18 protein-coding genes and 1 pseudogene are annotated in these 22,698 nt (G+C 74.8%); 5 read left to right on the forward strand and 14 right to left on the reverse strand.

The window, feature by feature from the left end:
- Positions 1–5: 5 nt before the first annotated feature.
- On the reverse strand, positions 6–2,087 hold the full coding sequence (locus JOD66_RS11290) for a molybdopterin oxidoreductase family protein (RefSeq protein ID WP_204836970.1): 2,082 nt from the start codon (positions 2,085–2,087) through the stop codon (positions 6–8).
- A 201-nt stretch (positions 2,088–2,288) separates the two neighbouring features.
- Here JOD66_RS11290 and gdhA point away from each other — a divergent pair, with 201 nt between their 5' ends.
- Positions 2,289–3,626 carry an NADP-specific glutamate dehydrogenase gene (gene gdhA / locus JOD66_RS11295; RefSeq protein WP_205126339.1) on the forward strand — a complete coding sequence of 446 codons (1,338 nt, stop codon included), beginning with the start codon at positions 2,289–2,291 and terminating at the stop codon, positions 3,624–3,626.
- Positions 3,627–3,738: 112 nt separating this feature from the next.
- On the opposite strand, the gene JOD66_RS11300 is transcribed toward gdhA, so the two are convergent.
- The 8 genes from JOD66_RS11300 to JOD66_RS11330 all read right to left on the reverse strand — a co-directional run bounded on the left by JOD66_RS11300 (position 3,739) and on the right by JOD66_RS11330 (position 11,479).
- A complete protein-coding gene (locus JOD66_RS11300; protein WP_204836972.1) occupies positions 3,739–4,311 on the reverse strand; it encodes an HAD family acid phosphatase in 573 nt (190 codons plus the stop codon).
- Positions 4,312–4,334: 23 nt separating this feature from the next.
- The gene (locus JOD66_RS11305) at positions 4,335–5,828 is read right to left on the reverse strand and encodes an MFS transporter (protein ID WP_204836973.1); all 1,494 of its coding nucleotides are present in this window, start codon (positions 5,826–5,828) and stop codon (positions 4,335–4,337) included.
- A gap of 139 nt (positions 5,829–5,967) precedes the next feature.
- Positions 5,968–7,212: an MFS transporter gene (locus JOD66_RS11310; protein ID WP_204836974.1), complete on the reverse strand. Its 1,245-nt coding sequence runs from the start codon at positions 7,210–7,212 to the stop codon at positions 5,968–5,970.
- Positions 7,209–8,540 carry a YcaO-like family protein gene (locus tag JOD66_RS11315; protein ID WP_204836979.1) on the reverse strand — a complete coding sequence of 444 codons (1,332 nt, stop codon included), beginning with the start codon at positions 8,538–8,540 and terminating at the stop codon, positions 7,209–7,211. The genes JOD66_RS11310 and JOD66_RS11315 overlap by 4 nt, the downstream gene beginning before the upstream one ends.
- Complete coding sequence (locus JOD66_RS11320; RefSeq protein WP_204836980.1) at positions 8,537–9,559, reverse strand: CocE/NonD family hydrolase; 1,023 nt, start codon at positions 9,557–9,559, stop codon at positions 8,537–8,539. The genes JOD66_RS11315 and JOD66_RS11320 overlap by 4 nt, the downstream gene beginning before the upstream one ends.
- Positions 9,556–10,269 (reverse strand): hypothetical protein, encoded by a 714-nt coding sequence (locus JOD66_RS11325; protein ID WP_204836981.1) that lies wholly within the window; start codon positions 10,267–10,269, stop codon positions 9,556–9,558. The genes JOD66_RS11320 and JOD66_RS11325 overlap by 4 nt, the downstream gene beginning before the upstream one ends.
- A gap of 66 nt (positions 10,270–10,335) precedes the next feature.
- Complete coding sequence (gene amiA / locus JOD66_RS29085) at positions 10,336–10,455, reverse strand: streptamidine family RiPP (protein ID WP_275579814.1); 120 nt, start codon at positions 10,453–10,455, stop codon at positions 10,336–10,338.
- Positions 10,456–10,534: 79 nt separating this feature from the next.
- A complete protein-coding gene (locus tag JOD66_RS11330; RefSeq protein ID WP_204836982.1) occupies positions 10,535–11,479 on the reverse strand; it encodes an ABC transporter substrate-binding protein in 945 nt (314 codons plus the stop codon).
- A 31-nt stretch (positions 11,480–11,510) separates the two neighbouring features.
- On the opposite strand from JOD66_RS11330, the gene JOD66_RS11335 reads away from it, so the two are divergent.
- The 4 genes from JOD66_RS11335 to JOD66_RS11350 are packed head-to-tail and all read left to right on the forward strand — an operon-like array spanning position 11,511 to position 15,050.
- Positions 11,511–12,530: a FecCD family ABC transporter permease gene (locus JOD66_RS11335; protein ID WP_204836983.1), complete on the forward strand. Its 1,020-nt coding sequence runs from the start codon at positions 11,511–11,513 to the stop codon at positions 12,528–12,530.
- On the forward strand, positions 12,527–13,528 hold the full coding sequence (locus JOD66_RS11340) for a FecCD family ABC transporter permease (RefSeq protein ID WP_204836984.1): 1,002 nt from the start codon (positions 12,527–12,529) through the stop codon (positions 13,526–13,528). Before JOD66_RS11335 ends, JOD66_RS11340 begins: the two co-directional genes overlap by 4 nt.
- The gene (locus JOD66_RS11345; protein WP_204836985.1) at positions 13,525–14,310 is read left to right on the forward strand and encodes an ABC transporter ATP-binding protein; all 786 of its coding nucleotides are present in this window, start codon (positions 13,525–13,527) and stop codon (positions 14,308–14,310) included. Before JOD66_RS11340 ends, JOD66_RS11345 begins: the two co-directional genes overlap by 4 nt.
- The gene (locus JOD66_RS11350) at positions 14,307–15,050 is read left to right on the forward strand and encodes a nitroreductase family protein (RefSeq protein ID WP_204836986.1); all 744 of its coding nucleotides are present in this window, start codon (positions 14,307–14,309) and stop codon (positions 15,048–15,050) included. Before JOD66_RS11345 ends, JOD66_RS11350 begins: the two co-directional genes overlap by 4 nt.
- 47 nt (positions 15,051–15,097) lie before the next feature.
- Here JOD66_RS11350 and JOD66_RS28370 read toward each other — a convergent pair.
- The 5 genes and pseudogenes from JOD66_RS28370 to JOD66_RS11370 all read right to left on the reverse strand — a co-directional run.
- Positions 15,098–15,538, reverse strand: a pseudogene (locus JOD66_RS28370) (GNAT family N-acetyltransferase); the annotation flags it as partial.
- On the reverse strand, positions 15,535–17,505 hold the full coding sequence (locus JOD66_RS11355) for a penicillin acylase family protein (RefSeq protein WP_204836987.1): 1,971 nt from the start codon (positions 17,503–17,505) through the stop codon (positions 15,535–15,537). The pseudogene JOD66_RS28370 and the gene JOD66_RS11355, both read right to left, overlap by 4 nt.
- On the reverse strand, positions 17,502–19,835 hold the full coding sequence (locus JOD66_RS11360; protein WP_204836988.1) for a GNAT family N-acetyltransferase: 2,334 nt from the start codon (positions 19,833–19,835) through the stop codon (positions 17,502–17,504). Before JOD66_RS11360 ends, JOD66_RS11355 begins: the two co-directional genes overlap by 4 nt.
- Positions 19,832–21,136 carry a lysine N(6)-hydroxylase/L-ornithine N(5)-oxygenase family protein gene (locus tag JOD66_RS11365; RefSeq protein ID WP_204836989.1) on the reverse strand — a complete coding sequence of 435 codons (1,305 nt, stop codon included), beginning with the start codon at positions 21,134–21,136 and terminating at the stop codon, positions 19,832–19,834. Before JOD66_RS11365 ends, JOD66_RS11360 begins: the two co-directional genes overlap by 4 nt.
- Entirely contained in the window at positions 21,133–22,590 is a 1,458-nt protein-coding gene (locus JOD66_RS11370; protein WP_307823445.1) for a pyridoxal phosphate-dependent decarboxylase family protein, read from the reverse strand. Before JOD66_RS11370 ends, JOD66_RS11365 begins: the two co-directional genes overlap by 4 nt.
- Positions 22,591–22,698 lie beyond the last annotated feature (108 nt).

The following is a 22,698-nucleotide window of genomic DNA, read 5'->3' on the forward strand; positions in this document are numbered from 1 at the left end:
GCTGCTCAGGCCGGCTCGGGGACCGGCACCAGCACCTCCGCCGCACACACCTTGAACTCCGGCATCCGGCTCGCCGGGTCCAGCGCGTCGTTCGTCAGTCGGTTGGCGCCGACCCAGTGGAAGGGCACGAAGACGGTGTCCGGGCGGATGCTGGCGACCACCCGCGCCGGGGCCCTCAGCTCGCCGCGGCGGGTCCGGACCAGGATCGGCTCGCCATCGACGGCGCCGATCCGGTCGGCGAGCATGGGGTGCAGCTCGACGAAGGGGCCGTCGTCCGTGAGCGCGCGGATCCGGCGGGTCTGCGCGCCGGACTGGTACTGGGCGAGCACCCGGCCGGTCGTCAGGTGCAGCGGGTACGCCGGGTCGGGCGGCTCCGCGGGCCCGGCGTACTCGGGGACCACGAAGCGGGCCCGGCCGTCGGGGGTGGCGAAGGAGTCGGCGAACAGGCGTGGGGTGCCGGGGTGGTCGGGGGCGGGACAGGGCCAGAACACCCCGTTCTCGCGGGCGATCCGGTCGTAGGAGATGCCGGCGTAGTCCGCACGGCCACCGGCGGACGCGCGCCCGAGCTCGGCGAAGACCTCCTCGGGGTCGGTGGGGAAGGGCGCGGCACAGCCGAGGCGGGCGGCGAGCCCGGCGATCACGTCGAGGTCGCCGCGCACCCCCTCGGGCGGGGAGACGGCCCGTCGCCGCAGGATCACCCGTCCCTCCAGGTTGGTCAGGGTGCCGGTCTCCTCGGCCCACTGGGTCACCGGAAGCACCACGTCGGCGAGCGCGGCGGTCTCCGACATCACGAGATCGCACACGACCAGCAGGTCGAGCGCCTCCAGGCGCCGGGTGACCCGAGTGGCGTTGGGCGCGCTCACGACGATGTTGGAGCCGTGGACGAGCAGCGCCTTCGGGCCGTCGTCCCTGCCCAGCGAGTCGAGCAGCTCGTAGGCCGACCTCCCCTTCCCCGGCAGCGAGTCCGGCGCGACGCCCCAGACCGCGGCCACGTGGGCGCGGGCGGCGGGATCGTCGATCATCCGGTAGCCGGGCAGCTGGTCGGCCTTCTGCCCGTGCTCGCGCCCGCCCTGCCCGTTGCCCTGACCGGTCAGGCAGCCGTATCCGGCGTACGGCCGGCCGGGCAGGCCCAGCGCGAGGGCGACGTCGATCCAGCCGAGCACGGTGGCGGTGCCCTGGGCATGCTGCTCCGCACCGCGCGCGGTCAGCACCATCACCCGGGGAGCGCCGGTGAGCAGCGCGACGAGGGCGTGCAGCTCGTCGGTCGCGACGCCGGTGGTCCGCTCGACACGCTCGGGCCACCACGCGGCCGCGGCCCGTCGTACGTCGTCGAAGCCGGTGGTCCGCTCGGCGACATAGGCCTCGTCGACCGCGCCCCGCGCGTCGAGCAGGTGCAGCACGCCCAGGGCGAGGGCCAGGTCGGTGCCGGGGACCGGCTGGAGGAGCAGATCCGCGCGCTCCGCGGTGGGAGTGCGGCGCGGGTCGACCACGACGAGCCGGCCGCCGCGCTCGCGGAGCCGGTCGAGGTGGCGCGCGGCGGGCGGCATGGTCTCGGCGAGGTTGGAGCCGACCAGGACCACGACGTCGGCGTGCTCGACGTCGGCGAGCGGGAAGGGCAGGCCACGGTCGATCCCGAACGCCTGGTTGGCGGCGCTGGCCGCCGAGCTCATGCACCAGCGGCCGTTGTAGTCGATCTGGCTGGTGCCGAGGGCGACGCGCGCGAACTTCCCGAGCTGGTAGGCCTTCTCGTTGGTGAGCCCGCCGCCACCGAACACCGCGACGGCGTCCTTGCCGTGGGCGTCCTGGAGCTCCACGATCCGCTCGGCCACCAGGTCGAGGGCGTCGTCCCACCCGACGGCGCGCAGCTCTCCGCTCACCCGGTCCCGGACCAGGGGCGTGGTCAACCGCTCCCGGCTCCCCCACAGCCCGGCCGCCGTCCAGCCCTTGCGGCACAGCGCGCCCTCGTTGACCGGGAACTCCGGCCAGGCGCCGATCTCGATGCCGGCCCGGCCGGTGCGGGAGATCTGCATGCCGCACTGCAGGCTGCAGTACGGGCAGTGGGTCGGCGTGGCGGCCGGAGCGGTCATGGGCTCCATTGCAGGCGATCCGCGTTGCGCGCCGGCACCGGGCGGAGGACGTCGGCGTCAACGGGTGCTCACGGTCTCACCGCCCGCCCCCGCGTCCGGCGTACCGTCGCCGGGATGAGACGGTGGGAGCTTCTCGGAGAGGCCCCACCACGATCACGGGGCGTCTCCCGACGCGTATGGAGGAGTGCCCCCGTGAACGACCTGAACCCGACCCTGCAGCCGGTCTTCGACGAGATCCTGGCCCGGAACCCCGGCGAGGCCGAGTTCCACCAGGCGACGCGCGAGCTGCTCGACAGCCTGGGTCCGGTCGTCGCCCGCCACCCCGAGTACACCGACGCCGCGATCATCCGCCGGGTGTGCGAGCCGGAGCGACAGATCATCTTCCGGGTGCCGTGGGTCGACGACGCCGGTCAGGTGCAGCTCAACCGCGGCTTCCGGGTGGAGTTCAACTCCGCGCTCGGGCCCTACAAGGGCGGCCTGCGCTTCCACCCGTCGGTCTACCTCGGCATCGTCAAGTTCCTCGGCTTCGAGCAGATCTTCAAGAACGCGCTCACCGGCATGCCCATCGGCGGCGGCAAGGGCGGCTCGGACTTCGACCCGAAGGGCCGCAGCGACGCCGAGGTCATGCGCTTCTGCCAGTCGTTCATGACCGAGCTGTACCGCCACATCGGTGAGTACACCGACGTCCCGGCCGGCGACATCGGCGTCGGCGGCCGCGAGATCGGCTACCTGTTCGGGCAGTACAAGCGGATCACCAACCGCTACGAGTCCGGCGTGCTGACCGGCAAGGGCATCGGCTGGGGCGGCTCCCTGGTCCGCACCGAGGCCACCGGCTACGGCACCGTCTACTTCGCCAACGAGATCCTCAAGGCGCGCGGCAGCTCCTTCGAGGGCAAGACCGTCATCGTCTCCGGCTCCGGCAACGTCGCGATCTACGCCGCCGAGAAGGCGATCGAGCTCGGCGCGACCGTCGTGGCCTGCTCCGACTCGAGCGGGTACGTCGTCGACGAGAAGGGCCTCGACCTCGACCTGCTGAAGGAGGTCAAGGAGGTGCGCCGCGAGCGGCTGTCGTCGTACGCCGAGGCGCGGGAGTCCGCGCGCTTCGTCGCCGACGGCCGCGTCTGGGACGTCGCCTGCGACATCGCGCTCCCCTGCGCCACCCAGAACGAGCTCGACGGCGACGACGCCCTCACCCTCGTCCGCAACGGCTGCACCGTCGTCGCCGAGGGCGCCAACATGCCCTGCACCCCCGAGGCGGTGAAGGTCTTCGCCGACGCCGGCGTCGCCTTCGCCCCGGGCAAGGCCGCCAACGCCGGTGGCGTGGCGACCAGCGCGCTGGAGATGCAGCAGAACGCCTCCCGCGACTCGTGGAGCTTCGCCCACACCGAGGCGCGGCTCGAGGAGATCATGGTCGGCATCCACGCCCGCTGCCTGGAGACCGCCGAGACCTACGGCGCTCCCGGCAACTACGTCGCGGGCGCCAACATCGCGGGCTTCATCCAGGTCGCCGACGCGATGCTGGCGCTCGGGGTCATCTGAGCGGGGCGGCTCGTCGCCGAGCCGGTCCGTGCGTCGTACCCGGCGTTCGGGTCGTGGATCGACCGATCGGCGACCCGTCTGCCGGGTACGACGACCGACCCGGGCCGCGAGCTCAGCTGAGCGCGCCGCCGTAGCTGGGCAGCTTGAGCCTGCGCTCGTAGTCACCGCCGACGAAGTCGGTCGAGCGGTTGCCGACGTTGAGCACGAAGGTCAGCCCCTGGTCGGCGTACTGCGCCCGGCAGCGCTGCTTGCCGTCGGCGAGGGCCTCGCCGTGCCGGCGCCCGCAGATCCCGTCGTGGTGGTAGCCGGCGGCGTCGAGGGCCTTCGTCACGTTGGCGAGACTGTCCTCGAAGCGACCGGTGACGAAGACGACCGACATGCCCCGGCTCTGTGCCTTCCGGGTGAGCTTCAGCGTGCGCTTGATCGGCTGGGGCCAGGAGTAGTGGGTGGCGAGCGAGGTGTTGTCGATGTCGAGCACGATCGCCAGCCGCTTCTGCCCGCTCGCCGCCCGCTCGGTGAGGTAGGCGCCCGGGCGCTTCTTGGCGTAGACCGCCCGGACGTCGGCCTGCCACTGGGCCGCTGACGGGAGCGGCCCGGCGGCGGCAGCGGCGCCGGCCGGGGCCGGCGAGACCGGCTGCAGGCCGAGGAGCAGGGCGAGGAGGAGGGCGAGGCCGAGAGCGCGCATCCACCCATTCCACCAGACGGGGCTCAGATCCCGGCGTCGGCGTAGGTCCGGCCGCGGCGGCGGTAGACCGCCCAGGTCACGGCGAGGCACACGACGTAGAACCCGGCGAAGACGGCGAAGGCGCTCTTGGTCGCGGCGAGCGGCTCGCTGACCCAGGGGCTGTTGAACGTGATCGGGATCAAGAAGCCTCCGATCGCGCCGACCGCGCCGATGATCCCGACGGCGGCCGAGGAGCGCTTGGTGCCGTCGAGGAGGGCCAGCTCGCGCTCGGGGCTGCCGTCCGCGGTGGCGAGGACGGCGTCGGTGCGGTGGATCGCCGGGATCATCTTGTACGTCGAGCCGTTGCCGATGCCGGTGCAGGCGAAGACCACGAGGAAGACGCCCAGGAACAGCGGGAACACCCCGGCGTTGGCGTCGACCGCCGCGGTCTGCGCCGGGCCGGCCGCGGTGGGGATCGGGGTCAGCATCGCGAGCGTGCCGAGGATGCCGAGGGTGCCGAGCACCAGGCCGGCGAAGGCGGCGACGGTGACCCGGGCCCCGCCGAAGCGGTCCGCGAGGTGGCCGCCCAGCGGGCGGGTCACCGAGCCGACCAGCGCGCCGAGGAAGGCGTAGTAGGCGAAGTTGATGCCGGTGCCCGGCGCCTGCGGACCGGCCTGGTGCCAGAAGTTGAGCTTGATCAGCAGCGGCATGGCGGCGGAGTAGCCGATGAACGAGCCGAAGGTGCCGATGTAGAGCAGGGACATCACCCAGGTGTGGCGGTGCCGGAGCACGCCGAGCTGCTGGCGGGTGTCGGTGCGCGCGTTGGAGAGGTTGTCCATCCGGAACCAGGCGGCGAGCACCGCGACGACGGCCAGGGCGGCGTAGACGAACGCGGCCCGCTCCAGGTGGATCCCACCCTCACTCGCCCGGACCAGCCCGAAGATGCCCGCCCCGCCGACGAGCACCGGCAGGAACAGCTGGATGATCGCCACCCCCAGGTTGCCGCCCGCGGCGTTGAGGCCGAGCGCCGCGCCCTTGAGCCGGGCGGGGTAGAAGAAGTTGATGTTCGCCATCGAGCTGGCGAAGTTGCCGCCGCCGAACCCGGCCGTCGCGGCGATCACGCAGAACACGGCGTACGGCGTGCCGGGCTGGGTGACCGCGTAGGCGAAGCTCAGCGTCGGCACCAGCAGCAGGCCGGCGCTGATCATGGTCCAGTTGCGCCCGCCGAACCTCCCGACCGCGAGGGTGTAGGGCACCCGGATCAGGGCGCCGACCAGGTTGGGGATCGCGACCAGGAAGAACAGCTGCTGCGGGGTGAAGGCGAAGCCCTGCGCCAGCAGGAAGGCCGAGCTCACGCTCCAGATCAGCCACACCGAGAACCCGAGGTGCTCGGCGAAGATCGACCAGAGCAGGTTGCGCCGGGCGATCGGGGCGCCGGTCTCCTCCCAGAACTCGGGGTCCTCGGGACGCCAGTCGTCGATCCACCTGCCCTTCCTCCGGAGGAGGCTGGGCGTGGTCACGGGTGCGGTGAGGGTCATCGCGGGCTCCTGGGGCAGGGTCGTGGGTCGGGCTCTGCTCCGAGCCTGGGCGGCGGCGGTTTCGGCGTGCGGTGCCGGGAGATTTCGTCTCGTCAACTCCGTCTCACGGGCTCACGCACCTCACGGGATCACGCAGGGCTCACCCGGGCGCCTCCACGCGGAGGTCGTCGAGCCGGCCGAACCGGGGTACGCCGACGACGACCGCGCCCACCAGGCTGCACACCAGGCCGCCCGAGGCGAGTCGCAGCGCCCACTCCGTGCCGGCGGCGCCCGCGACCACGCCCGCGAGCGCCGCGCCGAGGGGGCTGCCGCCCCAGGCGATGAGCCGGGCCGTGGTGTTGACCCGGGACTGGAGGTGGTCCGGGGTGACCACCTGGCGGGTGACGATCCCGTTCACGATGAGCGTCGTCATCGCCAGCTGGAGGACGACGAGCAGCGGCAGGGCGAGGAGCAGGGTGGTGCTCGCGGACAGCGCGAGCAGCGCGGCCAGGGCGACGGCGTACCCCGTCGTCGTGATGACGCCGACGCCGGCGCGCCGCTGCAGCCGGGGCAGCGCGAGGCTCGCGAGCAGGGTGCCCACCGCCCCGGCGGCGAACAGCCAGCCCAGCGCCGGGGAGTCGACGTCGAGGCCGAGCTGCTCGACACCGACCACGACGAGCAGTCCCGAGACCGCGCCGCCGGCGAGGCTGGCGCCGGTGCCGAGCACGGTCAGCCAGCGGACCACGGGCGCCGCCCAGAGGTAGCGCAGTCCCTCGGCGACCTCGGTCCGCAGCCGGCGCCCCGCGACGACGTCCGGCGTGGTCTCGCTGCCCGGCCAACGCAGCCGGGCGACGACGCCCGCGGCGGCGAGGTAGCCGAGCCCGTCGATGCCGAGCGCGAGTGCCGGGGAGGTCGCGGTGACGAGCAGGCCGGCGAGGAGCGGCCCGACCAGGCCGATGGCGGTGCCCGTGGTGACCAGTGCCGACGTCGCCGAGGCGACCCGGTCGCGGCCGACCAGCTGCGGCACCAGGCCGAAGGAGGCCGCGTCGGCGAACACGAACAGGCTGGACACCAGCCCCGCGACGACGAGCACGTGCGCGAAGGTCAGCGCGCCGAGCAGGTCGGCCACGGGCACCGTGAGCAGCGCGAGTCCGCTGAGCGACCCGCTGACGACGAGCACCCGGCGGCGGTTCCAGCGGTCGGCGAGCGCGCCGGCGGGCAGGCCGAACACCAGGTACGGCGCGGTCTCGGCCGCCGCGACGAGCGCGGTGAGGGTGGCGCTGCCGGTGAGCCGGTAGACGAGGATCGGGAGGGCCACCAGGGTGAGCGCGTTGCCCGTCATCGCGACCGCCCGGGCGACCAGGAACCGGCGGTACGTCGGGTCCGCCAGTGCCGAGGCGGTCACAGGCTGGGCGGGGGCAGCAGGAGCAGGCTCTCGGGCGTCGGCGGCCGGCCGCCGACCTCCGTCCAGCGTGGCAGCCCGTAGTACGGGAAGCCGGCGGGAGCGTTCGGGACCAGGCCGCGCGCGCAGACCCGGACCACGCGCAGCGGCGTGCGGGCGACATCGGGTGTGGTGAGCTCGCAGACCACCACCTCGTGGCCGCCGGCGGCCAGCGCCGCGCGGAGCCCGGCCTCGGTGCCGACGGGGAGGTCGTCGATCCCGACGGTGGCGGCGGGTGCGGTGAACCGAGGCAGCAGCGCGCGCTGCACGGCCGGGTCCAGCCAGACCTGCGCCTGGGCGCCGAGGTCGCGCACGGCGGCGCACTGGGGGCCGGCCACCGCCAGGTAGTCGCGCCCGGGGCGGTGCGGCAGGTACAGCCCCTCCGACAGGATCCCGGCCGCCACGGCGTCGAAGACCCAGCCGTCGGCGTCGAGCAGGCCCTGGGTGAACACCCAGCTGTGGATCGCCTCGAGGGTGGCCTTGAGCGCGGTCTCGGCCGGGTCGAGCTTGGCGGAGAAGCCGCCCGCCACGATCCCGGTCACCGGGTCGTGGACGACCGCGGCGACCACCGGGACGCCGAACCAGGAGGGCAGGGCCAGCAGGTGCGGCTCGAGCCGGGACCCGGCGAGGTGGTCGAGTAGGCCGGGCACCGACGCCGGGTCGATGCCGGGCGCGTCGGCCCCGAGATGCCACCACAGCGAGAGCGCGTCGCGCTCGACCAGCTCCAGCAGCCCGCGCCGGGTGGCGTCGGCGACGCCCTGGCCGGTGGCGATCCCCGCGTAGTTGACGTGGTGCAGGAACGGATCACGACGACGCGAGCCGGTGCGCCAGTTGAGGTGCGCCCAGGACGCCGGCACCAGGACCGGCCCGTCGTCGCCGCGTCCCTCGACCCAGGCGATCTCGACGTCCTCGGTGAAGCGCGTGAACGGGAACCCGGCGCGCTCGTGCTGCCAGTCGGCGAAGAAGGAGAGGTCCCGGGGGCCGAGCAGTCGATGCCCGGCGTCGGCCAGCTCGCGCGCGCTCGCCCGGACCAGGCCCGCGGGCACGTAGTTGCCGCAGTAGCGCTCGACCGCCTCGCCGATCGCGGCGATCCGGGCACCGTCGGGGTCGCCGAAGGTGGTGCCGAGCGAGACCCGGTCGCTGGGCCAGTTGCCGTGGACCCGCGAGTCGGCGACCTCGGCCGTGATGCCGACGTACGCCGGGGGCAGGCCGGCCAGCCGCTCGACCGGGTGCAGGCCGGTGACGATGCCGAAGTGGGGGTCGACGAGGCTCTCGACGCTCGCGGAGGTCATGGGCTCAGCTCCAGGTGATGGTCCGGGACCGGGCCCGGCGGGTGGGGGGATCGGGCGTAGCGGGGGAAGTCGTCGGCGGTGACCCGGAGCTCGAGCGCGGTGCGCTCGGCCGGGGCCAGCAGCACCGGGCCGAGGGTGAGACGGCTCCCGAAGGCGGCGCCGTGGGCTATCTCGCGGGTGCTGCCGTCCGGACGACGGACGGCCAGCGACGCGCACCAGGACACCCCGGGCCGGGCCGCGAGCCGGACCTCGGCCATCGGCGGCGCTCCCTCGTGGCGGCCGCCGGACCGGTCGACCAGGGTGGCGCCGCGGGGCGGCCGCCCGTCGAGCACCGCGTCGAGCCAGCCCAGGATCCGCCGGGCCCGGGCGGCCCCGGCCAGACCGTGGTCCCACGGTCCCAGGACGAGCCGCGCCGGGCCGCCCCAGGCCGACCACAGGTCGACGACGTCGTGGGCGAAGTAGTCGTCGGTGCCGCCGATCGCCAGCAGCGGGCAGTCGAGCGCGGCGACGGCCGCGGCCCGCTCCGCGTCACGGCGCCGGGCGGTGACCACCTCCGCCCACGGGCGTCGGACGTCGTGGGCCAGCCACCAGCCGAGCCGCGAGGCGAGCTGGAGCACGCCGCCACGGGTACGCGCGGTCTCGCCGAGGCCGAGCGCCGGGACCGCGACGACGACGCCCTCGACCGGCGCCCGGACCGCGGTCGCCAGCGCCGCGTACGCGCCGTACGACGTGCCCATCAGGACGACCGGGGCGTCGGCCCACGAACGCACCCAGCCGAGCAGGTCGGGCCCGTCGGTGCCGTGCTCCTCGGCGTACGGGACGAAGGCGCCGGGCGACTCGTGGCGACCGCGGACGTCCTGCACGACGAGGCCGATGCCGTGGGCCGTCCAGCCTCGCGCCTCGGCGGCGTGCCCGGCGGCGCCGTAGGGCGTGCGGACGACGAGGACCGCCCGAGGCGGCGGCACCGGCAGCCAGACCCGGGTGGCCAGGCCGCCGACGGACGCGCGGAGCTCCCTCATCGGGGCGCGGGCGGCACGGGCAGGACCGGGTGCCGCGACACGCTCAGCGCGACCAGGTCGACGACCACCGCCTCGTCGGGGGCGGGTGCGGGCCGCAGCAGCTCGGCCGCGACCTGGACGGCGGCGAGCTCGAGCCCGGGCCCGGCGAGCGGCGGGGCGGCGGAGCGGACGCCGGAGGTCGCGTCGCGGGGCGCGACCCGGCGATCGCTCGCCCGGTGCACCGTCGCTGCGTGGTGCCGGGCCGCGACCTCGACGGCGGGGACGCCCGGCGGCGACAGGAGGACCCGATGACCGGCCCGCCAGCAGGCGCGGGTCCCCGCCGGCAGGTCCACCGGGAGGGCGGCGTCGTCGAGCGCCACGACCGCGGCGCCGCCGGGCCCGGGCTCGACCCCCATCCGCCGGAGAGCGGCGCGCAGGGCGGTGGCGAGGACGCCGGTCCCCGCGACAGCGATCCGGGGCGGCCGCGGGTCGGCGAGACCGGCGCCCACCAGGGCGTCGAGCGCGGCACGGGCCACGGGGGTCGCCGGCGGGCGGTCGCGGACGAGGGCGGTGAGGAGGTCGTCGAGCTCGGCACCGGCGAGCGCGACGTGGTGGTAGTCGTCGCCGGCACGCAGGACATGTCCGTCGGCGGTGGCGTAGAGAGCGACGTCGGCGCGCAGGCGGGCGGACGCCGGGCGGGCGTCGGAGGCGGCGGGAGGGGTCGGGTTCATCGGGATCTCGTTCCGGGGTCGGCCCCCACGCGCCCGGGACGCGCGGGGGCCGACCGGTGGCACGGGTCAGTCGCCCTCGGTGGCCTCGACCTCGTCGAAGGGGTTCTCGACGAGGGCGTTGCTGTGGCCGGCGCTGTGGGTCGAGAGCTGGGCCCGCTGGCCGATCGGGGTGAAGAACTCGTTCATCGGTTTCTCCTCTGGGGGATGGGACGCACCCCGCGGATCGGGGGTGCGGACGGACCGTATCCGATAGTGAGAATCATTCTCAACTGCTCTCGCCGAGATTCTCGAGAACCGTGTCGAGGACCAGGCCGAGCGAGATGGTGCCGCGGCCGGTCGCCCAGACCGGGGCCTCGACCTCGACGACCCGGCCCTCGCGAGCCGCCGTCAGCCGCGCCCACACCGGGTCGGACGCCAGCCGCTCACCCAGCGGCTCGGTGTCCGTGGACGCCGAGAACGCCTGCGCGAAGACCAGGTCCGGGTCGACCTCGGCGATCTGCTCGACCGCGACGCTGGCGAACGGGTCACCGGCCGCGGGCCAGGGGTAGTCGCTCACCTCGGCCAGCAGCGAGCCGACCGGCGTCTCGACCGAGTCGACCCCGAGACTGCCCGGCTCGCCGTACATCGACAGCGTCGTCAGCCCGCTGCGCGTCGCCGCGGCGGCCTCGACCCGCTCGGTGAACGCGTCCGCGCGCTCCGCCGCCCGCTCCTCGGTGCCGGTGAGCTCGCCGACCGTGCGCAGGAAGGCGACCGAGTCCTGCCACGAGCGCGGGTCGACCAGGACGAGCGGCGCGTGCGCCTCGACCGCCGGCCGCAGCCCGTCCTGGACGCCGGCCAGGCCGATCACCAGGTCCGGCGTGGCGAGGGCGATGTCCTCGACGTTCTCCTCGCCGAAGCCGCCGGTGATCTCGCGCATGTCGGCGTCCGGGCCGGCGTAGCGCTCGTCGCGGGCGAGCGCGTCGCGGTAGGCGACCGGCGCGATGCCGACCTCGGTCAGCGCGTCGACGCAGATCATCGTGAGACAGGCGACGCGCTGGGCCGGCGCGTCGAGGGTGATGGTGGCGCCGGTGTCGTCGGTGACGGTGATCGACTGCCCGGCCGAGCGCCGGGAGCCGCCGTCGTCGGCGTCGGACGCCCCGCAGGCGGTGAGCGTCGCGGCGGCCACGAGGGCGGCGGGGACGAGGGCGGCGAGGGCGGTGGGCTTGCGCATGGGAACTCCTGTGGTGAACGATGGAATCGAAATGATAATCATTCCCAACTCGATCGCGACGGCGGTCCCACGGTCCTCCCCCGCGGTCGTCCTCACCGCCCTCGGCCTCGCGGCCGCGGGCTGCCTGCTCGCCGCGCTGTGCGTCGGGCACCCGGTGCTCGCGCCCGGGACCGCCGTCGCCGCGCTGCTCGACCCGGACCATCCGCAGCGGGTCACGGTCGGCGAGGTGCGGCTGCCGCGCGCCGTGCTCGGCGCGGTCGCGGGCGGTGGTCTCGGCCTCAGCGGGCTGCTGCTCCAGGACGCGCTGCGCAACCCGATCGCCGGCCCCGAGCTGCTCGGCGTCTCCTCCGGCGCGGCCGTCGTGGTCGCCACGATCGTGGTGCTCGGCCTCGGGGTGCCGCTCGCCCTCCAGCCGTGGCTCGCGCTCGCGGGCGCGCTCGTCGCGGGCGCCGGCGTGCTCCTCGCGATGGGCCGTACCCGCGCCCCGGACCACGTGGTGCTCGTCGGCGCCGCCGTGTCCGCGGCGTGCGGCGGCCTGGTCGTCGCCGTGGTCGGGCTCGGCACCCAGGGCAATGTCGTGGTCCTCTTCCGGTACCTGATGGGCAGCCTGGCCGCGCGCGGCTGGTCCCACGTGGCGACCGTGGCACCGCTGGTCGCGGCCGGCATCCTGGTCGCCTGGCTGATCCGGCGCCGGGTCGAGGCGCTCACCCTCGGCGACGAGGTGGCGGCCGGGCTCGGCGTCGCGGTGGCGCGGACCCGCGTGCTCGCCGTCGGCACCGCCGCCCTGCTCGCGGCGGCGGTGGCCTCGGCCTGCGGGCCGGTCGCGTGGGTGGCCCTGCTCGCCCCGCACCTCGCGCGACGCCTGACCGGCAGCGCCAGCACCCGCCGGGCGCTGGCGCCGACCCTGGCCGTCGGCGGCCTGCTGCTCATGGCGGCCGACCTCGGGGCGCGGCGCCTGCTGTACCCGGTCGAGGTGCCCGTCGGCATCGTGACCACCCTGGTCGGCGTACCGGCCCTGCTCCTGCTGCGGCCCACCGGACGGCCCCGATGACCGGCCGTACGACGACCCGGCGCGCCGGCGCGGTGGTCGCGGGCGGTCTCCTCGCCGGGCTGCTGCTCGTGCTCGCCCACCTGCTGGTCGGCCGCTCCGAGCTGCCCCCGGGCGAGGTGCTGCGCGCCCTGGTCGGCCGGGCCAGCGAGCCGGTCTACGAGGTGATCGTGCTCGACTACCGGCTGCCGCGGGTCCTCGTGGGCCTGGGCGCGGGCGCGCTGCTCGCGGTGTCCGGCGTCCTGGTCCAGGCCGTCGTGCGCAACCCGCTCGCCGAGCCGGCGACCACCGGCGTGGGCGCCGGCGCAGCACTCGCGGTCACCGCCGCACTGGTGCTGTGGCCAGGCCGTCCGCTCGCCTATCCCGCAGCCCTCGTCGGGGCACTCGCCACCGGCGCCGTCCTCTACGCCGTCGGGCGCCGCTCCCTCGCGGTGGCGGGCGTGCTGCTCGGCGCCGTGCTCGCCGCGATGACCTCCCTGCTGCTCGTGGTCGACTCGGCACCGATCGGCGTGGTGCTGCGCTGGCTGGTCGGCTCCCTCAACGCCCGCACGCCCCACGACTGGGCCCTGTTGTGGCCTTGGGTCGCGGTGCTCCTCCCCGTCGCCTGGCTGCTCGCCTCGCGACTCAACGCGTGGGCGCTGGGCGACGCCGTCGCGGTCGGCCTCGGCCTGCGCGCCCGGCCGCTGGTCGCCGTGGTGCTGCTGGTCGCCGTCGGCGCCGCCGCGGCGGCGATCGCCGCGGCCGGCGCGGTCGCCTTCGTGGGCCTGGTCGCACCGCACGTCGCCCGGCTCTGGGTCGGCGCCGACCACCGGCGGCTGGTGCCGGTCAGCGCCGTCCTCGGCGCCCTCCTGCTCAGCCTCGCCGACCTGGTCGCGTTCTCGGTCACGATCCGGCTGCCCGGCGTCGCGCCCGACGTCTCGGGGGTTCCGGTCGGCGCCGTGACCGCCCTCCTCGGCGCACCCGTCCTGATCAGTCTCATCCGCAGGGAGAGCCGCCCATGACCACCCCACCCGCCCTCGCCGCCCGCGGCCTCGACGCCGGTCACGGCCGCCGGGTGGTCGTGCCCGGCCTGGACCTGGAGCTCACCGACGGCTCCGTCACCGCGCTCGTCGGCCCCAACGGATCAGGCAAGTCGACGCTGCTGATGACCCTCGCCCGGGTGCTCCCACGCCTGGCCGGTGAGCTCCGGCTCGACGGGCGCCCCTACGCCGACCACGGCTCGCGCGAGATCGCCCGCCGGCTCGGCGTGCTGCCGCAGACCGCGACGGCACCCGCCGGCGCCACCGTGCGCGAGCTGGTCGAGCAGGGTCGCTATCCCCAGCGCGGGCCGTGGGCGATGCTGCGCCGGACGGACGACGACATGCCCGTCCGGCGCGCGCTCGCGCTGACCGGCCTGACCGCGCTCGCGGACCGTGCCCTCGGCAGCCTCTCGGGCGGCGAGCGGCAGCGGGCCTGGATCGCGATGACCCTCGCCCAGGAGACCGGAATCCTGCTGCTCGACGAGCCGACGACCTATCTCGACGTACGCCATCAGATCGACCTGATGCGGCTGGTGCGTCGGCTCCGCGACGAGCACGCGATGACCGTCGTCATGGTGCTGCACGACCTCAACCAGGCGGCGAGGTACGCCGACCGCGTGATCGCGCTCCGCGCCGGACGGGTGCTCGCGGACGGGACGCCGGAGCAGGTGCTGACCGAGGACACGCTCGCCACGGTCTTCGACGTCGAGGCCCGGGTGCTCACCGACCCGGTCAGCGGCCGGCCGCTGTTCGTCGCCCGATGAGCGGCCTCAACACCGGCCTCGACACCGGCCTCGCGCTGGTCCGCGCGGTCCACGGCGCCCTCAACCGGACGGCCGTGCCCCGGACCCCCGGGCCGGGGCTGCTGCCCCCGCGAGCCGCGGGCGACACCCATCCGCTGCCGGCGTCGGGGCGGCTCGACGTCTCCCTCGCCGACGCGCTGACGGCCCGGCGCTCGCGCTACGCCTTCGGCGAGGAGCAGCCCGCGCTGGCCGACCTCGCCGCGCTGCTCCGGCTCGGCGTCGGCACCGCGCCGCGGGCCGGCGGCCTGGTCTCGGTGCTCCCCCATCTGGTCGTGCGCGGCGCGGGCGAGCTCCCCGCCGGCGTCCACCGCGCGGACCTCCGACTCCCCCTGCCGAGCCTGGTCGAGGTGCGACACGGCGATCCCACCGGGTACCTGGCGGAGGCCCTGGACCAGCCGCCGTTCGCCCACCGGGCACCCGCCTGGCTGGCTCTCGCCATCGACGTCGGCGGCTCGCTGGCCCGCTATCCCCCGCGCCACTACCGGACCCTGCACCTCGATGCCGGCACGGCCCTGCAGAACGTCCTCCTCGTCGCGACCGCGCTGGGCCTGGCCGCCTGCCCGGTGATGGGCTACGACGACGGCGCGTGGGGCCGGCTGCTGGACCTGCCCGACGACGTACTCGTCGCGGGGGTCGTCGCGCTCGGCCGAGCCCGGAGCCCGCGCGCGGTCGCCAGCGCGCGCTCCCGGTCCAGGAAGTAGAACTGGGCGGGCTTCTCGGCGATGCTCGTGCGCAGCTCGACGAGTGGCCCGCGGGTGCAGCCCAGCCGCTCCAGCAGGCCCGTCGAGGCGGTGTTGCGGGCGTCCGGCTCGAAGACCAGCCGGCGACAGCCCGGCAGCTGCGCGACGAAGTCCAGCCCGGCGGCGATCACGGCGGGCGTCCGGCCGGCGCGGCGAGGGTCGTCGGCGAGCAGCAGGTGGACGCCGACGTCGCCGGGGGCGCGGTCGTACCACTCGCCGATCTCGTCCACGGCGGGGTCGTAGGTCTGGAGCAGCCCGAGGGGGTGGTCGTCGACGAGGAGGAGGTACGCCGCGAGGTGCGCCTGGTCCTGGACGAAGCGGTAGACGAGCGTGACGTCCTCGACCGAGTGGTCGCTCATGCCCCAGAACTCCGCGCGCGGCTGGGTGACCCAGGCGTGCAGCACGGCCGCGTCGGCGGCGGGGTCGACGGGACGGACGTGGACGGTCATGGCTGCTCCAGGGGAAGGGTGCCGCCGGCGGCCCAGACCGCCAGCTGGTCGTGGTGGTGGGGTGAGGACGGGTCGCCGGAGGCGCCGAGCGGGACGACCCAGCGACTCGCGCCGGCGAGGTCCCAGACCCAGCGGGCCACCGGGCCGTGCACGCAGGGTCCGGCGCCGTCGACGGCCCGGGTGGCCAGCACGCAGTCGTCGTCCCCGGCGAGGGGCAGGTACGGCGGGGCGGCGCCGTCCGGGGCGGCGAGGCCGAACTGCTGGTGCGCCGTGAGCGGTACGCCGACATGCGCGCTCCCCCACGAAGCGGGCTCCGGCTGAGCCGCCACCTCGGCGAGCGCCTCGGCGACGAGCTGCAGCACGTCCACGCCGAACGGCTTGTCCGCGGCGAGGATCACGGGCAGGCACAGGCGGATCCGGCCGCGCAGGTCGAACCAGGGTGCGAGCAGGTCGCCGTGCGGGGAGACGTCCACGCCGGCGAGGACGGGGGCGGCGGCGAGACCGTCGACGACGGCCGCGCGGACCCGGGCGAAGAGGGCGGCGTCGACGCTGGTCGCGGCCATCCGGCGGTCCCAGCCGAGCAGGCGCTCGCGCAGCGCGGCGGCCGGTCCGTCGAGGTCGACGAGCGTGGCCATCGTGTCGAGCAGCGCGGCGCCCGCGGTCTGCCGGTCGTCGGCGAGCACGGCCGCGACGGACTCCGGGGTGAGCGGGCCGGCGGCGGCCTGCTCATCGAGCAGCTCGCGGATCCGGCGGGCGCGGTGCGGGGGTGCGAAGTCGGCGCCGATCCGGTCGAAGTCCGCCGCGGCGCGGTCGTTGGCGGTGACCAGCACCGGCCCGGTCCGCCGGGGCAGGGGGGCCACCCAGCCGCCGGTCCAGCGTCGGTCCGGCCCGCGCTCGGGCACCCGGCCGACGACCCGGTGCTCGGTGGCGCCGTGCCGGTCGCCGACGACCAGGTTGTCGACGGGCGCGACCCAGCCGGTGAAGGCGGCGGTCACGTCGGCGGTGGTGCGGGCGCGCAGCAGGGGCAGCAGGGCGTCGAGGCCGAGGTCGCCGAGCACGTACGCCGGCGTGCGCAGGCTGTACGTCGCCGGCTCACCGGGGCCGCCGAGCACCACCGGCCCGCGGTCGGTGACCAACACCTCGACCTCGCGCACGTCGTACCTGTCCTCGCCGACCCGCACCCGCACCTGCTCGACCCGGCGCGCGACCGGCTCCCAGCCGGACCCGCCCCGGGCGATGACCGCGCCGCGGTGGCGGGCCAGCTCCTCGACGTACGCGTCCTCGTCGTCGGCCACGGCGTTGGTGATCCCCCACGCGACGTCGCCGGCGTGGCCGAAGTGCGGCACGCCCGGGACGCCGACGAAGGCCAGGCCGCTCACGTCGAAGGCGTCGCGCGGGTCGGTGCAGACCAGGCGCACCTGCGCGTAGCAGCCTGGCGCCTCGATCACCCGGTGCGGGTCGCCCGCCAGGATCGGCAGCCCGCTCGCGGTGCGGCTGCCGTCGACCACGAGGGCGTTGCTGCCGCCGGGGAGCCCCTCGGTGCGGAACAGCGGCAGCCACTCCTCGCCCGCCGTGGCGGCCAGGTGGCGCCGCCAGAGCTGGCTGGGGAAGCCGGAGAAGAGCAGGTGCTGCACCGCGAAGACCGCGAGCGGCGTCCACGGCTGCCAGCGCCGGGCGAGGACGTCGTTGACGCCGTCGACGTACGCGTCGACGAAGGCCCGGCTCTCGGGCGCGAGTGCGGCGTACGCCCGGCGGGCCAGGTCGACGAGCAGCGCGCGGCGGGCCAGCACGTCCCACTCCAGCGCGGGCTCCCCGAACAGCTCCGCACAGGTCCCCTCCGCGCGGCGCCGCTCGACCTCGAGCTGGCCGGGCCGGTCCTGGGCGGTGGCCCGGCCCTGCTCCCGGGCGACGGCGAGCACGGAGTCCCCGAAGACACTGGGGATCCCGTGGCTGTCGCGCACGATCACGGTCGCGCCCCGACCGGGTTAGCGAGGGTGCCGGCGAAGATCAGCGACTCCGCCTGGTCGGTCAGGTCCACCATCTGGAGGGTGTTGCGCAGCTGGAGCCGGTTGAGGCAGCTGTGCCGGAACTCCGGGCGGAGCAGGTCGTAGCGCGCCGCGGCCTCGGCCAGCTCCGGGTGGTCGGCGGCGTGCTCCTCGATCGTCGCCCGCGCGATCGCCCAGAACTCCGCCTCGGGAAGGACCCCGTCGTCGTCCAGGATCGCGGCGACGAAGCGCAGCACACCGTCGAAGACGTCGGTGTGGACGGCGAGCGCCTTGACGTCGTCCGGGAAGGCGCCGCGGATCCGCTCCACCTCGGCGGGCAGCGGCAGGTCGCCCATCACGGCGACCTCCTCGCCGATGTCCTTCATGAACGCGCCGACCGGGACGTGGTCGCGCAGCCGCAGCAGCAGGTTCTCGCCGTGCGGCATGAACGCCAGGTCGTAGGCGTACAGGCAGTGCACGAGCGGGCGCAGGTAGGCCCGCAGGTACGCGCGAACCCAGGTCGCCGCGTCCACCGGGGACGCCTTGATCCACGCGGTGACGAGCGCTTCGCCGTCCGCGTCGCGGTGCAGCAGCGCGGCCATCGTGGTGAGCCGCTCCCCCCGGGGGAGCCGCGGGACCGGGCTCTCTCGCCACAGTGCCGCGATCATCTTCCGGTACGGCGACGGCTCGGCCGTGCGGTGGAAGGCATCCCCCGTGTAGCCGATCGCCGCGAGCTCGCGCAGCACCTCGAAGCCGCACCCGCGCAGCTCGTCGTCGGCCGCGACGACCGACTGGACCCAGTCGTTGATCGCGGGCGTCGCCCCCATGTAGGCAGGCGAGAGTCCTCTGACGAAGCCCATGTTCTGGATCGCGAGCGCGGTCTTCACGTAGTGCCGCTCGGGCCGGCTTCCGTTGAAGAAGGTGCGGATCGACTGCTGCGGGTGGTGCTCGTCGTCCCCCTCGCCGAGGTGGACGAGGTCGCGCCGCGCGACGTCCGGCGCGAAGGTGATCGCGAGCTTGTGCTGCCACTGCCACGGGTGCACCGGCAGGTAGAGGTAGTCGGCCGGGTCGAGTCCGAGCGTGCGCAGCCGCCCCGCGAAGCGGTCGCGCACCTCCGGCGTGAGCTCGCCGTCGTACAGCGTCTCCTCGCTGCCGTCGGCCGCGAGCGAGAGCCGGGTCAGGTCGCGGCGCGCGGCCACCCAGTGCAGGCGTACGGCGCTCCCGGTCTCGGGAGCATAGGCGCGGTAGTCGTCGAGGCCGAACCCGATCCGCCCGTTGTTGGCGACGAAGGCGGGATGGCCCTCGGTCATCGCCGACTCGAGCTCCTGGTAGCCCGCGTCGACCAGCCGCGCCACCGGCACCCGCCGGTGGCGCAGCTTCCAGGCGCCGGCGGCGAGCGTCGCGGCGATCTCCTCGAGGTAGGTCGGCAGCAGCGTGGCCGGGATCCCCAGCACCGGCGCCAGCTCCGCGATCAGCTCCTGCGCGTCGGGCGCGGCCGGGACACCGTCGCGGCGGCGCTCGATCGAGGCGGGATCGACGACCCAGTGCTCCAGCAGGTGGCGCCGCGCCGCGAAGGTGTACGACGAGTCGCCCGCGTCGACCCGCCAGCGCTCCTCCCCCGGCACCGGCACCGGCGTGACCAGCCGCTCGTGCGCGAACTCCCCCAGCGCCTTGGCGACGAGGTGCCGCTGGGCGCGCTCCATCAGCTCGGGGGTGAGGTGGTCGGCCGTTGACGATAGTCCCTGCTCAAAAGCACCGTCGGCGCCGCGTGGGAGGTGCTTTTGGGCAGGGAGTATCGCGGCGGCTCGCCAGGATTCGCGGGTGCAGGTCGACAGCATCGCGGTCTTGCCCCCGAGAGGGATCTCGCGGAGCTCGACGAACCCGGCCGCGACGTTCTTGGCGCGGATCGCGTCGTTGCGCACGTCGGGCTCGACGACGACCCGTCGTACGGCGGGATCGGCGAAGCAGTGGGCCAGCACCGCCGCGAACACGCGGCTCGTGAAGCCCGGCTCGGGCTCGCCCGTCGGGGGTGCGACCAGCAGGTGCATGCCCAGGTCGCCGTCGGCGAGCTCGGGTAGTCCGGCCAACGGCGAGTGCGCGGGGTCGTAGGTCTCGGCGAGGAAGGCGGGCCGGCCGTCGACCCGGCCGAGCCAGGCGTGGTGGTGGGGATCGGCGACGATCGCGGCGTACTCCGCGCACACGTCGTCGCGGCTCGCGCCCTGCATCATCCAGTAGACCGAGCGAGGGTGGGTGACCCAGGCGTGCAGCAGGTCGAGGTCGCGGGCGACGTCGAGGGGCTCGAGGGTGATCACGACACGCTCCGCAGGTGGTCGGGGACCCCGAAGGTCTGCACCGCGATCCGCTTCTCGACGGGGTAGACCTCGCGGCCGAGGATCGCGGCGAGGATCACCGAGTTGCGGTAGGCGCCCATGCCGAGGTCGGGTGCGAGCAGCGAGTGGGTGTGCTCCTCGGCGTTCTGCACGAACACCTCGCCGCCGTGGACGTCGACGGAGTAGTCGCCGGCGACGTCGTAGCGGCCGCGCTCGTCGTACCGGATCCGGTCGCGGACGCCGTCGAGGAAGGCCGGCTGGGTAGGGGCATAGCCGGTCGCGAGCACGACTCCCCCCGTGCGCAGCGAGAACGGCTCACCGGTCTCGACGTGGAGCAGGTCGAGCTCGCTGCCCGTCCCGCCGGGCAGCGGGCGGGCGCCGGTCACCTCGGTGTTGGTGAGCAGCGTCGTGCGCGGACCGGCGCCGGTGACCCGCTGCTGGTAGTGCAGGTCGAAGATCGCGTCGACCAGGTCGCCACTGATCCCCTTGAACAGGTGGCGCTGCTCGCGGGCGAGCCGGTCGCGCGTCTCCAGCGGGAGCGCGCGGTGGTACTCGCCGTACTCGGGGGAGGTCATCTCCAGGGTGAGCTTGGTGTACTCCATCGGGAAGAACCGCGGGCTGCGCGTCAGCCAGACCAGCTCGTAGCCGTGGTCGGGTGCCTCGGCGAGCAGGTCGGCGTAGACCTCCGCGGCGCTCTGGCCGCTGCCGACGACGGTGATCGTGTCCTGTTGCTGGAGCTCGGCCTTGCGGGCGAGGTAGTCGGCGGAGTGGGTGACCTGGCTGCCGTGCTCGACCAGCGGGAGCAGCGGCGCCGGGATGCGCGGCGAGGTGCCGATGCCGACCACGACCCGGCGGGTGCGGAAGGTCTCGCCGGTGCCGGTGGTGACGACGTACGCCGTGCCGTCGTGCTCGACGGTCGTGACCTGCTGGCCGAAGCGCACGGACGGCAGCCGCTCGGCGGCCCAGCGGCAGTAGTCGTCGTACTCGCGGCGCAGGGGGTAGAAGCTCTCGCGGATGTAGAACGGGTAGAGGTTGCCGGTCTGCTTGAGATAGCTGAGGAAGGACCAGCGCGACGTGGGGTCGGCCATCGTGACCAGGTCGGCGAGGAACGGAACCTGCAGGGTCGCGTCGTCGAGCATCATCCCGGGATGCCAGTCGAAGCGGTCGCGCGCCTCGAGAAAGACGCCGTCGAGGTCGTCGCTGCCACGCAAGGGGTCGGCGAGGCAGGCGAGGCCGAGGTTGAACGGGCCGAGGCCGATGCCGACGAGGTCGTGGGTGATCACCGGACCGCCTCCAGCACCGGCCGGGGGGCGAGGCGCGCACCCGTGGCCCGGACGAGGTCGAGGACGCCCGAGATGTCCTCGACCGTCGCCATCGGGTTGAGCAGGGTGAGCTTGAGGTGCTGCACGCCGTCGACCTTCGTCGCGGCGACCATCGCCCGTCCGGACGCGTAGAGGTCCTCGCGGATGGCGGTGTTGAGAGCAGCGCTCTCCTTTTCGTCCATCGGCGGCCCTGGGGGGACGTAGCGGAAGACGAGCGTGCTCAGCTCCGGCGTCGCGGCGAACGCGAGGTCGGCGTGGTCGCGGTGGCGCTCGTGGACCCGGCCGGCGAGGTCGACGACGGCGTCGACGTACTCACCGAGGAGATCGGGCCCCATCGTCCGCAGGGTCACCCAGAGCTTGAGCGCGTCGAAGCGGCGGGTGGTCTGCAGGCTCTTGTCGACCTGGTTGGGGTTGGTGGCCTCGCGCGGGTTGAGGTAGTCGGCGTGCCAGGTCGCCGGGCGCAGCGTGGCGCGGTCGCGGACGATGATCGCGCTGGAGGAGACCGGCTGGAAGAAGGTCTTGTGGAAGTCGATCGTCACCGAGTCCGCGCGCTCGATCCCGTGCAGACGCGCGCGGCGGGTCGGCGAGACGAGGAGTCCCCCGCCGTAGGCGGCATCGACGTGGAGCCAGGCGTCGTACGCGCGGGCGAGGTCGGCGATCCGGTCGAGCGGGTCGATCGCGCCGAAGTCGGTGGTCCCCGCCGTCGCGACGATCGCCATCGGCCGCAGCCCGAGATCGGCGCACGCCGCCAGCGAGCGCTCCAGCGCCGCCGGGTCCATCCGGTGCCGCTCGTCGGTCGGCACGCTGACCACGGACTCGTCGCCGAGCCCGAGCAGGCGCGCGGACTTCTGCACCGAGAAGTGGCTCTCGGCCGACGCGAGGATCCGCAGCCGCTCGGCCGGCACCCGCTCGTGGCGGCCGCGGGCGAGCAGCAGGCCCTGGAGGTTGGACTGGCTGCCGCCGCTGGTGAAGACGCCGTCCGGGTCGTCGCCCTCGCCGTAGCCGATCCGCGCCGCCGTCCACTCGACGAGCCGCCGCTCGATGAAGGTGCCGCCGACGCTCTGGTCGAAGGTGTCGAGCGAGCTGTTGACCGACGCGACGAACAGCTCGGCGAGCAGCGCCGGGACGACGACCGGGCAGTTGAGGTGGGCGGCGTACGACGGCTCGTGGAACCACACCGCGTCGTCGAGCCAGAGCCGCGAGATCTCCGCGAGCACCTGCCCGGTGTCGCCCAGCGGCCGGTCGAGGTCGACGGCCGCGACCCGCTCGGCGGCCTGGGCGGGCGTCGTACCGGTCGCCGGGCCCGCCACTCCCTTCAGCTGGCGCAGCAGGTGGTCGAGACCCTCGCCGAGGGTGGCGGCATAGTGGTCGGCGTGGTCAGGGTGGAACACGTGGTGCAGCGGGAGCTGGGGCACGACAAGTACTCCTCGGTCCGAGATCAGGTAAGCCTAACCTAAACAGACCGAGGGAAGGATGTGCCACCCCGGGCCGGGTGGCGCACGTCACGTCCCGCTGTAACACGG

The sequence above is a fragment of the Nocardioides nitrophenolicus genome, assembly GCF_016907515.1.
Lineage (GTDB): Bacteria > Actinomycetota > Actinomycetes > Propionibacteriales > Nocardioidaceae > Nocardioides > Nocardioides nitrophenolicus.